This window comes from Psychromonas sp. MME2, from assembly GCF_040566515.1.
In the GTDB taxonomy this organism is placed as follows: Bacteria; Pseudomonadota; Gammaproteobacteria; order Enterobacterales; family Psychromonadaceae; genus Psychromonas.
Window position 1 is genome coordinate 135,535 of record NZ_JBEWXI010000015.1, and the last position, 15,662, is coordinate 151,196.

Annotated in this window: 14 protein-coding genes, 1 tRNA gene and 1 pseudogene; 10 read left to right on the top strand and 6 right to left on the bottom strand. The window is 38.6% G+C overall.

The features are described from left to right. Window position 1 precedes the first annotated feature (1 nt). On the top strand, window positions 2-646 hold the full coding sequence (locus AB1A03_RS15985; protein WP_354625599.1) for an HAD family hydrolase: 645 nt from the start codon (window positions 2-4) through the stop codon (window positions 644-646). 27 nt (window positions 647-673) lie between these two features. After that, on the top strand, window positions 674-1,657 hold the full coding sequence (locus AB1A03_RS15990) for a glycosyl transferase family protein (RefSeq protein WP_354625600.1): 984 nt from the start codon (window positions 674-676) through the stop codon (window positions 1,655-1,657). 69 nt (window positions 1,658-1,726) lie between these two features. Here AB1A03_RS15990 and AB1A03_RS15995 read toward each other — a convergent pair whose 3' ends face one another. From AB1A03_RS15995 to AB1A03_RS16005, 3 genes and pseudogenes are all read right to left on the bottom strand, one after another. Next, window positions 1,727-2,611, bottom strand: coding sequence for a peptidoglycan binding protein CsiV (locus AB1A03_RS15995; protein ID WP_354625601.1), 885 nt, complete (start codon window positions 2,609-2,611; stop codon window positions 1,727-1,729). Between the two features lie 21 nt (window positions 2,612-2,632). After that, a pseudogene (gene mfd, locus AB1A03_RS16000) lies at window positions 2,633-6,110 on the bottom strand (transcription-repair coupling factor). Window positions 6,111-6,123: 13 nt separating this feature from the next. After that, window positions 6,124-6,684, bottom strand: a complete 561-nt coding sequence (locus tag AB1A03_RS16005; RefSeq protein WP_354625602.1) for a PilZ domain-containing protein — start codon at window positions 6,682-6,684, stop codon at window positions 6,124-6,126. Between the two features lie 188 nt (window positions 6,685-6,872). Between AB1A03_RS16005 and AB1A03_RS16010 the strand changes: the two genes are divergently transcribed. Genes AB1A03_RS16010 through lolE form a run of 3 tightly spaced genes read left to right on the top strand, consistent with a single transcriptional unit; the run spans window position 6,873 to window position 10,052 of the window. Then, complete coding sequence (locus tag AB1A03_RS16010) at window positions 6,873-8,099, top strand: lipoprotein-releasing ABC transporter permease subunit (RefSeq protein WP_354625603.1); 1,227 nt, start codon at window positions 6,873-6,875, stop codon at window positions 8,097-8,099. Further along, window positions 8,092-8,808, top strand: a complete 717-nt coding sequence (gene lolD / locus AB1A03_RS16015) for a lipoprotein-releasing ABC transporter ATP-binding protein LolD (RefSeq protein WP_354625604.1) — start codon at window positions 8,092-8,094, stop codon at window positions 8,806-8,808. The genes AB1A03_RS16010 and lolD overlap by 8 nt, the downstream gene beginning before the upstream one ends. After that, on the top strand, window positions 8,808-10,052 hold the full coding sequence (gene lolE / locus AB1A03_RS16020; RefSeq protein ID WP_354625605.1) for a lipoprotein-releasing ABC transporter permease subunit LolE: 1,245 nt from the start codon (window positions 8,808-8,810) through the stop codon (window positions 10,050-10,052). Before lolD ends, lolE begins: the two co-directional genes overlap by 1 nt. Here lolE and AB1A03_RS16025 read toward each other — a convergent pair. Next, window positions 10,009-10,593: a GDSL-type esterase/lipase family protein gene (locus AB1A03_RS16025; RefSeq protein ID WP_354625606.1), complete on the bottom strand. Its 585-nt coding sequence runs from the start codon at window positions 10,591-10,593 to the stop codon at window positions 10,009-10,011. The genes lolE and AB1A03_RS16025 overlap by 44 nt on opposite strands. Window positions 10,594-10,674: 81 nt before the next feature. Continuing rightward, window positions 10,675-11,340: a Bax inhibitor-1/YccA family protein gene (locus AB1A03_RS16030; RefSeq protein WP_354625607.1), complete on the bottom strand. Its 666-nt coding sequence runs from the start codon at window positions 11,338-11,340 to the stop codon at window positions 10,675-10,677. 90 nt (window positions 11,341-11,430) lie between these two features. On the opposite strand from AB1A03_RS16030, the gene AB1A03_RS16035 reads away from it, so the two are divergent. Together AB1A03_RS16035 and AB1A03_RS16040 are read left to right on the top strand one after the other, a co-directional pair. Beyond that, window positions 11,431-12,090, top strand: coding sequence for a 7-cyano-7-deazaguanine/7-aminomethyl-7-deazaguanine transporter (locus tag AB1A03_RS16035; RefSeq protein WP_354625608.1), 660 nt, complete (start codon window positions 11,431-11,433; stop codon window positions 12,088-12,090). A 236-nt stretch (window positions 12,091-12,326) separates the two neighbouring features. Beyond that, complete coding sequence (locus AB1A03_RS16040) at window positions 12,327-13,031, top strand: DUF3581 domain-containing protein (protein ID WP_354625609.1); 705 nt, start codon at window positions 12,327-12,329, stop codon at window positions 13,029-13,031. An 84-nt stretch (window positions 13,032-13,115) separates the two neighbouring features. On the opposite strand, the gene AB1A03_RS16045 is transcribed toward AB1A03_RS16040, so the two are convergent. After that, window positions 13,116-13,427, bottom strand: coding sequence for a hypothetical protein (locus AB1A03_RS16045; RefSeq protein ID WP_354625610.1), 312 nt, complete (start codon window positions 13,425-13,427; stop codon window positions 13,116-13,118). A gap of 272 nt (window positions 13,428-13,699) precedes the next feature. On the opposite strand from AB1A03_RS16045, the gene AB1A03_RS16050 reads away from it, so the two are divergent. From AB1A03_RS16050 to AB1A03_RS16060, 3 genes are all read left to right on the top strand, one after another. Then, entirely contained in the window at window positions 13,700-14,869 is a 1,170-nt protein-coding gene (locus tag AB1A03_RS16050) for a cyclic di-GMP phosphodiesterase (RefSeq protein WP_354625611.1), read from the top strand. 172 nt (window positions 14,870-15,041) lie between these two features. After that, window positions 15,042-15,127, top strand: a tRNA-Leu gene (locus tag AB1A03_RS16055). A gap of 195 nt (window positions 15,128-15,322) precedes the next feature. Continuing rightward, a complete protein-coding gene (locus AB1A03_RS16060; protein ID WP_354625612.1) occupies window positions 15,323-15,604 on the top strand; it encodes a hypothetical protein in 282 nt (93 codons plus the stop codon). Window positions 15,605-15,662: the final 58 nt, after the last annotated feature.

A 15,662-nucleotide genomic window follows, 5' to 3' on the forward strand; every position in this document is an offset into this window, starting at 1 on the left:
GGTGAAGTATTCACTGTTAATCTTTGATTGGGACGGTACTTTGATGGATTCGCTTGATAAAATAGTAGCGAGTATGCAGCGGGCGGCTATACAGGTTGATGTTGCAGCCCCTAGTAATGAGGCCATTCGTCATATTATCGGTTTGAGTTTGAACCATGCGATGGATAAGTTATTTCCAGAGCAGTCGAAACAAACGCGACTGGCTATCATTGATGCCTATCGCGACGATTATCGGCGTTTTAATAGTCAATTAACGCCATTTTATCCAGGGGTTAAAGAGTGGTTGTTTACACTCAAACAGCGAGGTTATATCTTAGCTATTGCAACAGGTAAAGGTCGTAATGGTTTAAATCATGTTCTTGAATCCCATGGTATGGCTGATTTTTTCTCAATAGCCTATTGCTCAGATGAGACAGCTTCAAAGCCAGATCCTCTAATGTTACATAAAATATTGGCTGAAATGGATGTAAAGGCAACCCAAGCTTTAATGATAGGTGATTCAAGTTATGATTTAGAAATGGCCAATAATGCAACTATCGACTGTATTGGCGTTAGTTATGGTGTACATTGTAAAAGCACTTTATCTGCTTATAACCCGTTGGCAATTCTAGATAATTTACCCAAACAACTTGATGCATATATTTAATTCCCCCAATAACAGTGAAATAATGTGATGTTTAGTGAATATATAAAAATTACCGGGCGCGGTGAAAAAGGGCGACGCCCTTTAACGCAAAAAGAAGCCTATGATGCTTTGTCTTGCTACCTAAATGGTGATGCTGAATTATTACAGCTAGCCGTATTGTTGATGTTGCAACGGGTACGCTGCGAAACAGCAGATGAGGCTGCTGGTTACATTCAAGCCCTACGCGATGTGATCGATCCTCAGTGGAAAAAACTTAGTGTAGATCTTGATTGGCCCTGTTTTGCGGGAAAAAAACGTCAGCCTCCTTGGTTATTATTAGCAGCCAAAGTGATCGCTTCGCAGGGTAAACGCATCCTTTTACATGGACATAATTCCATTGATGCGGTTAAATTTCAGATAGAAGAAGCTTGTCCTACGCTCAATATTAAAATTGCTGAAACACCTGAGCAAGCAGAGCTGTTCCTTTCTGAAAGTAATATCTGTTACCTTCCTTTATCTGCGTATTGCCCTGAGCTTGTGCCGTTGTTAGCCCTGCGCGATAAAGTGGGGTTACGCACACCTCTTAATACCGTCGCACGTAGCCTTAATCCAAGTAACGCACCTTTTGCTATTCACGGCGTTTTTCATAAAGGTTATGAAAAACTGCATGCGCAAGCCGCGTTATTAACTGCTGAACAGAATATGATCGCCTTTAAGGGTGAGGGCGGTGAGAGTGAGGTTAATCCAAGGGTAAGTAGTGATATTTGTGGCGTGCAACAGATTGATGGTGAGGCGACCTATTTTGAAGAAGAGTGGCCTACTTATTTAATTGAAGCGAGTGGCGCACATAGCGAAGTATCAGCTCAATATTTACAAAACGTTTGGTCTGGAAATGTGCAAGATGAGTACGGTGATGCCGCAGTGATCTGTACTATTGCGTTATTACTAAAACAATTCGATAGGCAACGTAGTCAACAAGATTGTTTGGGTGAGGCGCAACGTTTATGGGAAAAACGAGATAAAAATAGTTAACAGCGACTTTAAAAATAAGAGTAACAGTAGGGGGAATTTATATTCCCCCTACTGCATTGAGCTGAACGTTTAATTCTCCTGCGCTGGGATTTTTCTAATTTGTACAATCATGCCCATCAGAGGGTGGTCAAAATAGTGTATCTCACCACTGCGTAAGCGGCGGCTTTGGTCAAATAAAACGTCGGTAAGTTTTGTAACCTCTTGCATCGCCATCGGCATTATTGCTTCACTCTGTTTAATAATTTGTACATCATTTTCACTACTAACAACCTCAACGGATTGATTCTGTTGCGTTGCTGCGGTTGGCGTTGCTTGTTGTACTTGTTGGCGAATGATTAGCTGACTATCAATATATAAAAAATGGTCCAAGTAGACGGTGAAATTACCATCTATAGCCCATTTGTCGACGGCGGGGGGAGTCGCTTCTTGATTAACCGCGATAGCTATTTCATTGCTTAAACTATCTTGTAATTCTTGTGAAGCGTTGCTTTTATCTGCGCTACTCTGTGCAAAATTTTCACCTGCAAAAATATGAATAGGTTTTGCTGCATAACGATTCTTGACAGGCATGCGCCAAGCTAAATGCAGTACGGGCGTATAAGCTGCATGTCGATTTAATTTTTCTCGCTCTACACTTAATTGTAATTGACCATTTGTTAGTCGTTGAAAATTGTTATTTTCAGAATCAAAAAGCGTGCTATCAATCAGTACAGGATGACTAACATGTAAGCAGGTTGTTGTTTCATAGCAATCTAACGCCGTTTCTGTTTTGATTAGCGGTATACTGTTTGATAGATCAATATTAATATTATCATTTGTTAAATGTTCGCTAACATCTTGTAGCTTAACATTACGTTGAAAGAGCAATAGTTCGATTTCAAACCATCTCTCCTCAGCGCTGGCAGGAAAGGCATGCAGTAGTAATATTAATGGCAATATAAGTCTGTAATTCAAGATCATATCCTTAAATCTTATTTATTTGAGCGTATGCGCTGAAAAATCATCCAGCAGTTCTGTGATCCAGCTAATTCTTAATCGAGTATCCGTTAGATCAATGTTAAATTTAAGTTTCGTTGGGCCTTCTAGTTTAAATGTTTTTGTATCTTTTTGCAGTAAAGAAACTAAGAACATAGGATCAACGGAAGTGTTTTCTGTAAATATGACATGCCCTCCCTTAGCATGAGCTTCTAGACGCTGTATACCAAGTGAGCCTGCTTGTTGTTTGAATGTGGTGATTGCAATTAAGTTCTTCGTTGCATCGGGTAATAAACCAAAACGATCGATCATCTCCACCTGCAATTCTTTTAAGTTAGTTATATCTTTACTGTTAGCTATCCGTTTGTATAAGGCCAGGCGCATATTAACATCATGAATATAATTATCCGGGATAAGGGCTGGAATATGCAATTCCACTTCTGCTTGAGTCGCAAGTAGATATTCAAGCGTTGGTTCTTTACCATTTTGTAATGCTGTCACTGCCTGATTGAGCATTTCCATATACAAGTTATAACCAATGCTACTAATTTGGCCAGATTGCTCATCCCTCAGTAGTTCACCTGCTCCACGGATCTCCAAATCGTGTGTTGCCAGTGTAAAGCCTGCTCCGAGCGTATTTAATGATGAGATGGCATCAAGGCGTTTTTTAGCATCTTTACTCATTAATTTTTCATTCGGTGTAAGCAGGTAAGCATAAGCTTGATGGTGTGAACGTCCAACACGACCGCGCAGTTGGTGTAATTGTGCAAGGCCCAAGTGATCAGCTCGATTGATAATAATCGTATTAGCACTGGGGATATCGATACCGGTTTCAATAATAGTGGTACAGACGAGGACATTTTGTCTTTGATGATAAAAATCGGTCATAATCCGTTCTAACTGATGTTCATTCATCTGGCCATGTGCGACAGCGACTTTAGCTTGCGGTAGTAAATGTTGAATATCTGCTGCCGCTTTCTCAATGGTAGCGACTTCATTATGTAAAAAGTAGACCTGACCACCACGCATGATTTCACGCGTGATGGCATCACTAATGACTTGGTCGGTTTTTTGTTGCACAAAGGTTTTAACCGCTAACCGTTTTGAAGGTGGGGTAGCGATGATGGAGAGGTCACGCATCCCGTTCATGGACATATTTAATGTTCTTGGAATAGGCGTTGCTGTGAGAGTTAAAATATCGACTTGTGCCCGTAAAGCTTTAATTTTTTCTTTTTGGCGCACTCCAAATCGATGCTCTTCATCAATAATCAGTAAACCGATGTCAGAAAACTTAAGGTCACTGCTTAATAATTTATGTGTACCAATCAAAATGTCAATTTTGCCTTCAATGGTCTCTTGCAGTATCTGTTTTTGCTGTTTAGCCGTTTTAAATCGAGATAATACCTCAATACGCACAGGCCAATTGGCAAATCAATCTTTAAAGCTTTCATAGTGTTGTTGGGCTAATAATGTCGTAGGCACAAGCTGCCACTTGACGCAAGTTATCAGTCGCAATAAAAGCAGCACGCATTGCGACCTCCGTTTTACCAAAACCCACATCACCACAAACTAATCTATCCATTGGCTGCTTAGAGCACATATCGGAAATCACTGCATTGATAGAAAGGGATTGATCGTAGGTCTCTTCAAAGGGGAAGTCATTACGAAATATTGCATAATTAGCTTTATTAAGTTTATATTGAAATCCTATTTTAGCTGCGCGTTGTGCGTAGACATCGAGCAGCTCTGCGGCAACATCGCGCACTTTTTCAGCGGCGCGTTTTTTGGCTTTTTGCCAAGTGTCATTACCAAGTTTATTAATTGGGGCATTGTCGACGTCATGCCCACTATAGCGGCTTATCAGGTGTAAAGCGGTCACGGGGACATAAAGCTTATCGCCTCTTAGATATTCTAATGTGACAAATTCAGTGACATTTCCTGCATTTTCGATGGTTTGTAAGCCAAGATATTTGCCAACCCCGTGATCAATATGGACAACGGGTTGGCCAATTTTAAGCTCTTCTAAATTACGCAGCGTATGTTCAGCATTAAAGTTTTCATCATTTGCTTCATTACGACGCCCACGTAGTGATACTTTAATCCCTAATAGTTCATTTTCGGTAATAAATGCGATTTTGCTGCTATTTAATATAAAACTTTTTGCTACATGGCTGATGGTTACACCGACAGCTTTTGTGTTGCCGGCAAAAGATGTAAATGAGCTAAACTCAGCTATTTTCATCTTTAACGGTGCTAATAATTCTAATAGCGATTCTTTACGCCCTGGCGATTCAACACTAAAAAGAATTTTGCCATCGAAATGAGTAATAAAATGGGCAATTTTTTCCAGTGGGTTATTTTTTTTATGCTCGATTTGAACATTTTCAACGAGCGATATATCGAAGTTGGTATTTCCTGCTTTATGCTCGTTAATTGGCGCCTGCGAGAAAAAATAGCGAGGCCATTTATTTAATTGTTCGAAACATTGTTCATGGCGTAGATATAACTCCGCTGGCGGCAAGAGAGGGCGATAGAGGTCGACACAACGCTCTTCGTAACGCGACTGTAAATTATGCCAAAAATCCATGCTGGCTTGGTTAATATCACCGACGATAGCAAGGCGAGAGTTACTTGGTAGATAGTCAAAAAGGGTAGCGGTTTGCTCAAAAAAAAGTGGCAGATAATATTCAATACCCGCAGGTAAATTTGCCTGTTCTATGGTGTTGTAAATCGATTCTTTACTACTTGATAGTGGAGAATTGAATTTTTCTTTAAACTTTATTTTAAAACGTTGTAATGCATCAGCGTCCGTTGCAAATTCATGTGCGGGGAGTAATTTTATCTCTTTGACTGGCTTTAATGAGCGTTGACTTTCACTGTCAAAGGGGCGGATAGAGTCAATTTCATTGTCAAAAAAATCGATACGGTAGGGCTGTTGACTGCCCATGGGATATATATCAAGTAGTGAGCCGCGCGCACAAAATTCGCCATGGTCCATAACCTGTTCAACGGCATAGTAACCCGCTTCTTGTAAATTTGCGCGGAATTGTTGCGGATCAATTGTCTGTCCATTTTTAACAATTAACGTGTGCTGCTGTAAATAGGATAAGGGAGCTAGCCTCAGTAAAAGCGTGGTTATGGGGACAATTAATATGCCCCCTTGCATCTGCGGTAAGCGATACAAGGTTTCTATACGGGTAGAAATAATATCTTGATGCGGTGAAAAATGGTCATAGGGTAACGTTTCCCAATCGGGAAAATCAATTAGCTCAAGTTTATCCTCAACAAAATAGCTTAATTCTTGGCGTAACTTTAATGCACTTGGCGTATCGTTAACGATTAAAATGAGTGGCGATGATTGCAGTTTCGCGCACTCACTAATTGCCAATGCTTGGCTGCTGCCCTGTAAATTGGCGAGTAATAAACGGTCATTATTATTTTTGAGTGTTGGAATCGATAATAGTTGCACTGGCTTCATTGTCTATTCTTTTTTAAATTGATTGTGTGCGTTGCTCTGCACGCAGTTTGAGTTGCTTGGACTGAATATGTAATGTACTACGAATCAGTAATTCGCGATCTTCTTCGCGTATTCGCTGATAGGTTAATTGAACAGATGTTCCATCGATATTGGTTACCCTTGCATAGCAGTAGATCGCAGCAGACTCTTCAGGTAAAAAAATTTTTAAGCGTACCAGTTGTGATAAATAAAAGTTTTTTCCTGAGCAATCAAATAAACAACAACCGGCACTGAATGCATCGGTTTTAAAACGGTATTGGCTTTCATCTTGCTGACTTAATATGTAAGTTAGCAATATATTTATTTTTTGATTTTGTGTATCTAAGAATTGCCATAAAGTTTGCGTTGTTTCATTGTTTAGTTTTAGTCGATGCAACGCTGTAGAGTCAAGTTCAGAAAGGTCGCTGGCCATACGAAAAGGGGCGGGGATCTCCGCTTCAAATTGCCCTTGTTCTGGAATACTTTCATCGTCTTGCAGAGGTTGAACATTAATTGCAAGCTGATAGTGCACCAAAAAGTATTCATGTTTGGTCATTATTTTCCCTTATTTTCTGTCTACTGTGATTGTTTTCATCTAATTTTCGGTATCTTGATCTATGAAGATACATTAGAATATTGTGTAATCAATGTCTTAATCGTTATTTAATGTATTCTTTTTAGGGCTAACTACGAATATTTTGTCATTATAACTCAATGTCAACTAATCAAGAAACAAAGGAATTTATGTTTTACCCCCTCAGTGCTTTTATCGGCTTACGCTATACAAAATCAAAACGTAATAATAAATTTGTCTCCTTTGTTTCCCTTTTTTCTACGGGCGGGATCACCTTAGGCGTGTTAGCTTTAATAACCGTGTTATCGGTAATGAATGGTTTTGAAAATGAGTTAAAAACACGCATTTTAGGAGCAGTACCGCACGCGATTATCAGTAATGAACAACAAACCCTGAGCGATTGGCATGATCAAATACCGGAAATTGAAGCGATTGATGAGGTTAAAAGTGTTGAACCCATCGTTAGCAGTGAAGCAATAGTGCAAACGGCGACTAGCTTGCAAGGTGTTATATTTGAAGGGGTTGATCCTCTTTTATATGGTGCAGATGTCGTTAAATCCGGCATGTATGTAGGGGATATTAGTGATTTAACGGTAGGTAGTTACCATATTATTATCGGCAAAAATTTAGCGCGCCAACTCGGTGTAACCCTTGGCGATAAAGTACGCGTTATCTCTGCAAGGGGGAGTCGTTATACTCCGCTTGGGCGTATGCCTAGCCAGCGCAACTTTACCGTTGCCGGTTTATTTGATGTTGGCTCTGATGTGGATCAGCAACTGGTTTTGATGAATGTTGATGATGCGGCACGTTTAGTACGTATTAATGATGGGCAAGTGACCGGATTGCGTATCTATCTCTTTGACCCTTTTGCCATTGAATCTTGGCATTCTCCAAGTTTAAAACCGGGGCAATTACTCACTGATTGGCGGAGTAGCCATGGAGAGTTATTTGCTGCCGTGAAGATGGAAAAGAATATGATTTGGTTACTACTTTGTTTAATCATTGCCGTTGCCGCATTTAATATTCTCTCGTCATCGGTGATGGTTGTCAGTGATAAAAGTGCTGAAGTCGCTATTTTGAAAACCTTAGGCATTGAGGGAAGAACGCTTAATCTAATTTTTATTATTCAAGGAGCATGGAGCGGTATTATCGGCGCATTCGTTGGTACCATCATGGGGATTTTATTAAGTAGTTATATTAACGAAATTATGTCGATTTTAGGTTTACACCTTCTTTCAAACGCATCGGGAGGAGAGCGAATCCTTCCTGTGCTGTTTGAACCCATGCAAATTATCGTGATTATGCTGTCAGCGATGCTATTGAGCTTAGTTGCCACATTATACCCAGCATACCGCGCCGGAAAAGTTAGTCCCGTTGAGGCATTAAGATATGAATAATATAGATAATAAAAATAACATTGAGCATGATAATACGATCTTGTCTTGCCATGATTTAGGTAAAACCTATCAAGATGGCAAATTATTGAGTACTGTTTTACAAGGGGTTGAATTATCCGTTGCAAAAGGCGAGTTGTTAGCGATTGTTGGTAGTTCTGGCTCTGGTAAAAGTACGCTTTTACACCTGTTAGGTGCATTAGATGCGCCAACAACGGGGAATGTATTTTATTTAGGGGATAATATCCATCACTTATCATCTAATAAACAGGCAAAATGGCGTAATCAACATCTCGGTTTTGTTTATCAATTTCACCACCTGTTATCGGAATTTAATGCCTTGGAAAATGTGGCTATGCCATTATTGATTGCCGGCGAAAACATAAAAGACGCGACTCAAAAAGCACAGGCTATGTTGACTCGTGTTGGCTTAGATAAACGGTTAGCACATCGACCAGCAGAGCTCTCTGGTGGTGAAAGGCAGCGAGTTGCAATCGCGCGGGCATTGATTAATGATCCGCAACTGGTGCTTGCTGACGAGCCAACAGGAAATTTAGATGCGGTTAGTGCAGAAAGTATTTATCAGCTAATTAAAGACCTTAATAATGAGTTAGGAACCGCCTTTGTAGTGGTAACACATGATCAACAATTAGCCAATAAATTGGATCGTCAATTACACATGATCAGTGGTATTTTGCAGGATAACTTATAATGTATCGCCCTTTATCGACGTTCATTGGCTTACGGTATAGTCAAGCCAAGCATAAAAATAGATTCGTCTCTTTTATCTCTATCGCTTCGATATTAGGTATTGCACTAGGTGTGATGGTGTTAATTGTTGGTTTATCTGCCATGAATGGCTTCGAAAAAGCCTTGCGAGATCAATTATTATCCGTTGTCCCCCATGCTGAATTGGAAATGGTGTCTGGTAGTTTCAACGATATAGATGCAACCATTGCTAAAATCGAGGCGCAACCCGATGTCGTTGCTGCAACACCTTTTATTACTTTGAATGGGTTGTTACAAAAAGATAACAAGATGAAGGCGCTGCAAATACGTGCCATAGATCCTCGCACTGAAAACAATGTGACCAATATTGAGAAATTTATAAAAGGGCAGGGTTGGTCTTTATTATCCCCAAATAAAAATACGATTATTCTAGGCAAAAGTGTCGCTGAAAAGTTGCAATTGTCCATTGGAGATAGCGTCTTTTTGTTATTACCACAACAGGGCGCTCAAACTCGTTTAAAAGCGCCTCGCTCTATTCCTTTTAAGTTGGTTGGCATATTTGCGATGGGGGGGCAATTAGATAGTTCACTGGCTTTTATTCACATTAGTGACGCTCAAAAAATACTGTCAATGGATAGCGCTAATGCAATTGCCTTTAAGGTTAATGATGTATTAAAGGCACAAAGTATCGCGCGTAGTGTTGGCTACAGTCTTGATAATTATTTATATATTAAAAGCTGGATAACCAGTCAAGGTTATCTATACCAAGATATCCAAATGGTGAAATCGTTAATGTATATCATTTTATTGCTGGTGGTTGCGGTCGCTTGTTTCAATATCGTGTCGACATTAGTGATGGCTGTTAATGAGAAACGTGGTGATATTGCTATTTTGAAAACCATGGGGGCTGGCAAGTGGACGTTGCGTTTCATATTTATCGTGCAGGGGGCTTTTAATGGTTTTGTTGGTTGTTTATTAGGCGCTATGATGGGGATTTATATTGCGCTTAATTTAACAGAGTTGATTACCCACTTAGAAGCGTTATTGGGCCATAAGTTTTTATCGGGTGATATCTACTTTATCGACTTTTTACCTTCACAAATAAATTATAATCAAGTAATAATTATTACACTGTTAGCCTTTGTGATGAGTGTGTTAGCGACTATTTATCCTGCCTGGCGAGCTAGTAATATAAAACCGGCACAAGAGCTAGGGTATAGTCACTAGCCTTAAATTGCACCCTGTTGGTAAGTAGTTGCGCTATTGCTTGGGCTAGCTTTTGGTAGCCCAATGCATTGGGATGTATGGCATCACTGAGCAATGAGGGTTGTTTTAATATTGTTGTAAAAATAGTGGTATCAATGTGAATAGCCATCTCTGATGCAACGTATTGATACTGTTTAATGGGAGCTAATAATTGCAGGGTATTCGGGATTGCTAGTAATACAACTTGAATATCACGCGCTTGTGCAAGTGCGATCATTGCGCGTAAATTATCTACCATTTCATCTAAACTGCGTTGTTGTAGCATATCATTTGCACCGTGGCACAAAAGCAATAACTGTGGTTCATATCTATCTAATAGCCTTTCTAGCCTAAGTCGTCCTGTCCCGCTTAATTCACCGTTCACACCTGCATTAATAACGTCACGGTTAATTAACTTACTTAGTTGTGCGGGGTAGCTTTGATGGGGGGAGGCGGGATAACCAAAAGTTAAACTGTCACCAAATGAAAGAATGGGTTGTAGAGGATTTAGTTGCTGTAACATGCCATGGAATCACTATGGGGGAAAATAATAGTTAGTAAAAAAACCGCCTAGAACAGAGCGTTATAGGCGGTATCAAACGGGTTAGTCGTCAGAAAGTCCCAATATAGTAAGAAGATGGATAAATATATTGAATAGATTTAAATATAAAGAGACGGTTGCGCGTATGTAGTTTGTTTCACCACCGTGAATAATGCGGCTAGTATCAAACAAAATAAAGCCAGACATAATGAGCACCACGACACTGCTAATGACCACTTGCATCATTGGAATCGCAAAGAAAAAGTTGGCAATCATTGCAATTAGCACAACGATCATACCCGCCATAAGAAAACCACCCATAAAAGAAAAATCTTTACGTGAAGTTAATACGTAGGCAGATAAAGCAAAGAAAATAAGTGCAGTTGAACCTAACGCCTGCATGATTAATGCAGGGCCATTTTCCATTGCCATGTAATGGTTAAGCATATTACCTAAAGAGGCGCCCATCACCCCGGTAAACATAAATACCCAAAACAGTCCTTTACTAGAGTCTGCTGTTTTAGAAACAACAAATAGTAAAGCGAAACCGACAAGCATTAATATTAAAGAGAAAGTTGGGCCAATATTCATGATGGTTGCAATCGTTGCTGTAACAGCTGACACCGTTAGTGTCATTGCCAGCAAAACATAAGTATTTCTTAACACTCTGTTAATAGAGATGCTGCGTCCCTGAGTCTCTGTTTGTGTGTTAAACATGGGTGAATTCATATGATCTCCAAGATAATGTTAAATAAATTAATCAATAAAATTTCAAGCGGGTTCCCTCACCCCGCACTATTTAATTAAAAAGGTCACAATATGTTAATGTTAACCACACAGCAAATGAGCCGTGCATTAGTTGTCCTCGTTGCTTTTCAAATTATAATAATTTGTGTTAGTAACTATTTAGTTCAACTTCCTTTTCAAATTTATGGCTTCCATACCACATGGGGTGCTTTTAGCTTTCCATTTGTCTATTTAGCAACGGATCTAAGCGTTCGTATTTTAGGTAAAAAAACGGCTCGAGAGATAATTTTAAAGTCAATGTTTCCCGCATTGTGTATCTCCTATGTAATGGGTGTTGTATTTAATCAGGGTGGTTTTCAAGGTGTTGCTGCACTCGCTGAATTTAATGATTTTGTTTTTCGTATCGCCTTTGCTAGTTTTACTGCTTATTTAGTTGGTCAGTTAATGGATATTACTGTCTTTGCTAAATTACGTAAAATAGGGGCTTGGTGGGTTGCGCCATCTATGTCGACTATTGTCGGAAATTTAGTTGATACGGTCGTCTTTTTTGGCGTTGCATTTTATGCTTCAAGCGATATGTTTATGGCGCAACACTGGCCGGAAATTGCAACAGTCGATTATGTGTTTAAGTTAATTGTTAGCCTTGGGTTATTTTTGCCAGCCTATGGGGTATTGTTAAAAATACTCGAGCAAAAAATAATTCAATCGCCAGTATCAAATCAAACAGTTTAAAACCATTTGTGGCTAAATGAACGAGGATTTTGATGCGACTGAACGGTTTGTTGAAGTTGTCAATATGGGATCGTCGCAATCATATTTATTAGACTGAATTTTAATTAAAACAAAACAATCGTTTAGGTATTTATTTAGCATCTGTTAATTAATGTATTGGCAATAATGGTACCATTTTTCGATTAACTGCTTATAATTCGCTTTTTGAATCTAATTGGCTATTGAAGAGAATCTAAATGTTATTAGCACCTTATTACACGAAAAATGGTAATGTAATTACGATATCTGCAACGCAAGCAAGTCATTTTGCTAAACAACAATGTCGCGATTTCAATCCAATTCATGATCCCGAATCGAAGCGCTTTTGTGTTCCCGGTGACTTATTGTTTGCACTTGCTCTGCAAGAGTATGGTTTGAGTGAAACAATGAGTTTTACTTTTACAAATATGGTGGGTGATAATGTTGGGTTGGTTTTTCCTGAGGTTGCTGGTGAAGATATTATTATTACCAATGAGCAAGGAAAAAGTGTATTAGAAATTAATCGTCAGGGAGCGAACAGTCAAGAGCCGACTCTAATCGGGTCATTGATTAAAAATTATGTGCTTTTTTCAGGACAAAATTTCCCCACATTACTCATGCCATTAATGAAAAAACACGATGTGATGTTCAATCCTGCAAGACCTTTAGTGATGTATAATAGTATGAGCTTTGCGTTTGATTCCTTATCGCTCACTAATCCGTTACATGTCAGTCTATCCGATGCAAGTTTTGAAGTGTTACCTAAACGTGCTAATAACTTTTTGAATTTTGATATTTTTGATGGTGATAAAGTTATTGGAAGGGGGGTTAAAACAATCGTTATTGCTGGATTAAAGCCCTATGACCATGAGCAAATTACAGCCTTTTCAAACGCTTATGAAGCGCGTCGGGAAGCATTTTAATTGTTAAAACTATCATTGTGCTCAATTGTTCATTCAAAAAATACATTTATTTTTTTGAATGAACAATATCCCCAACCATGAAAGTTAACCCATCATTTTTTGTTGATTAGCCAACGCACTGCTAAGAAACAGTTCTACTTTTGTTAGTGAATTTTTATTAGCACATTTTAAAGTATTAAACATAGCCCATAGATAGGGATCATCGTCATACCAACGACGTCGTTTTAAATTAAGTGGAAAATCAAATGCATTTTCCGTATCAAGTAAATTAGGCTGATATTTAGCTAACAATGCCATAACCTCTTTGATAATTGGTCCCCTCTCGATTTCAGTTAAATCTTTAAGTGTGTTTAATTTTTGACTTAAAGTTAAATGTTGATCATCCCAGCGATTCATCTGCTTCTCACTCATTTATTGAGGTAACATGGATATAGGTATAGCAGATAAAAATGATCATGTTAAATTCGTCGCATATTTTTTAATACTTACAGTTCATTTTGTAAGTTATGTCATTAGTTTAATAAAAACAGGCTGATTAGCCGCTAGAAAGGCCAATAATATTCATAAATAGTGGCGCTCTTAACACTAACTGAATCATTAATAGATGATAAACATATTTTATGTCGTTACAATTAGGTTTGATGTATATGAACAGAGGATCCTGTTGAATGATGATTGAGCAACATGTCGACGAGTTAGATATAGGTATGTATATCGTTGATATTACGACACCAAAAGGGAAATTTCATCTAGCAAAGGTTGGTTGGATTGAAAGCCCTAAGGCGATTGAGTATTTAAAATTGAAAGGTGTTGAACGTGTGCTTATCGACACTAGCAAACAACGCAGTGGAGCCATAAATAAAAAGCCACCGGTACAATCTCGTCAACAGTTGTTTAAGGAAGATGTTTTAAAAGCGAAGGCGGTGTTTGATCAATCGAAAGAAATTCAAAAAAAATTATTTTATGATGCCGAAAACGGTAATCCGTTAGATTTATCATCAGTGCAAAAAATAACTGATGAGTCTATTGATATCATTTTTAAAAACCCGGATGCGCTTGCCTGCGTATTGAATATTCGCATTAAGGATGAATATTTATTAGAGCATTCCGTTGCTGTAGCCGTGTTAATGACGATTTTTGCTTTCCGCATGAATATTGATAAAGCAATCGTAAAAGAATTGGCCATTGGTGCATTTTTACACGATGTTGGTAAAATTAAAATTCCTCCGGCAATTCTTGATAAACCGGGTAAATTAACGGAAGAAGAGTTTGCTATTATGAAAAGTCATGCTAGCCACTCCATTGAAATAATTAAAAAAACTCCAAATATCAGTGCGTTAAGCTTGGAGGTCGCAGCGTTACATCATGAGAAATTAAATGGTGAAGGTTACCCTAATGGTGTTGCAGATAAAGATATATCCATCTATGGGCGCATGATTTCAATCTGTGATATTTTTGATGCATTAACGTCGCACCGTTGTTACAAAGAAGGCTACTCGCAGGTTAAAGCCTTTGGCATTTTACGTGCTTTGGCTGAGTCTAACCAATTAGATGCAAAATTGGTTGATTCATTTATTAAATGCATTGGCGTCTATCCGGTTGGCTCTGTGGTGCAATTAGACTCTAATCGGCTGGCTGTTGTTGCTAGTCGTAATCCAGATGATCCCATTCGTCCTTTGGTTAAACCATTTTATAAATTACATCCTAAGCAATTTGAAGCTGCTAATGATATTGATTTATCGACTATACGAGATGAGCAGATTGTTAAATGTGTGCGCGTTGATGACTTCGATTTAAACATGGCTTTAGTCATGGAGTTTCTTGCAGATCAAGGTTAATTCTAGTGGCTATGATGCGTAATATGCCTTTAAAATAGACAATAGAGGGGGTAGGTGTACTTTTTATAAGCACTCAAACCATTTTATTAAATTATTTTATATTAAGCACTTGCGCTGAAATAAAACTTCTATACAATACGCCGCACTTACTTAGAAAGATAAAAAGTAATTAGCCCGGATGGTGGAATCGGTAGACACAAGGGATTTAAAATCCCTCGCCTTATGGGTGTGCGAGTTCAAGTCTCGCTCCGGGCACCAATTCAAGAGAAAGCTTCAACTTATGTTGGAGCTTTTTTTTTACCTGAAATTTATACCAAGAACATCTTATACCATTCCTTGATTGCTGTAACTTGTTGCTATAATTGCAAAATAAATAAGGTAGCGTTTATTTTAACAAGCATTAATGCGTAGATAATTATAGGGTTTGGTATTATTAATTTATTAAGGAATGTGATGACTGAATATATTGCGCTTATTATGATTGTAGCCATCGTTTATTTTGTACTAGTTCGTAATAAACCCGCACCGAAAACAGATTGGGAAAAATTGCCAGATTTTCAGGAATACCAAGCGTTGGAGAAAACACAAAATGAAAGCGGGGAGTTATGCTGTCATTATTGTGGTTGCAGCGAGACCGTAAAGCGTCCGTTGAAAAGTGAAAAAGAGAATCCTGATAAGCTCAAATTTTACCACGCCTGCACGCAATGTAAGGTCGTATTATGGCGCAGTGAATAAGCAACAGGGACTGTTTTTACTGAAGTTGTAGAGATTCGCATTTGCAATGTGTGAGTGT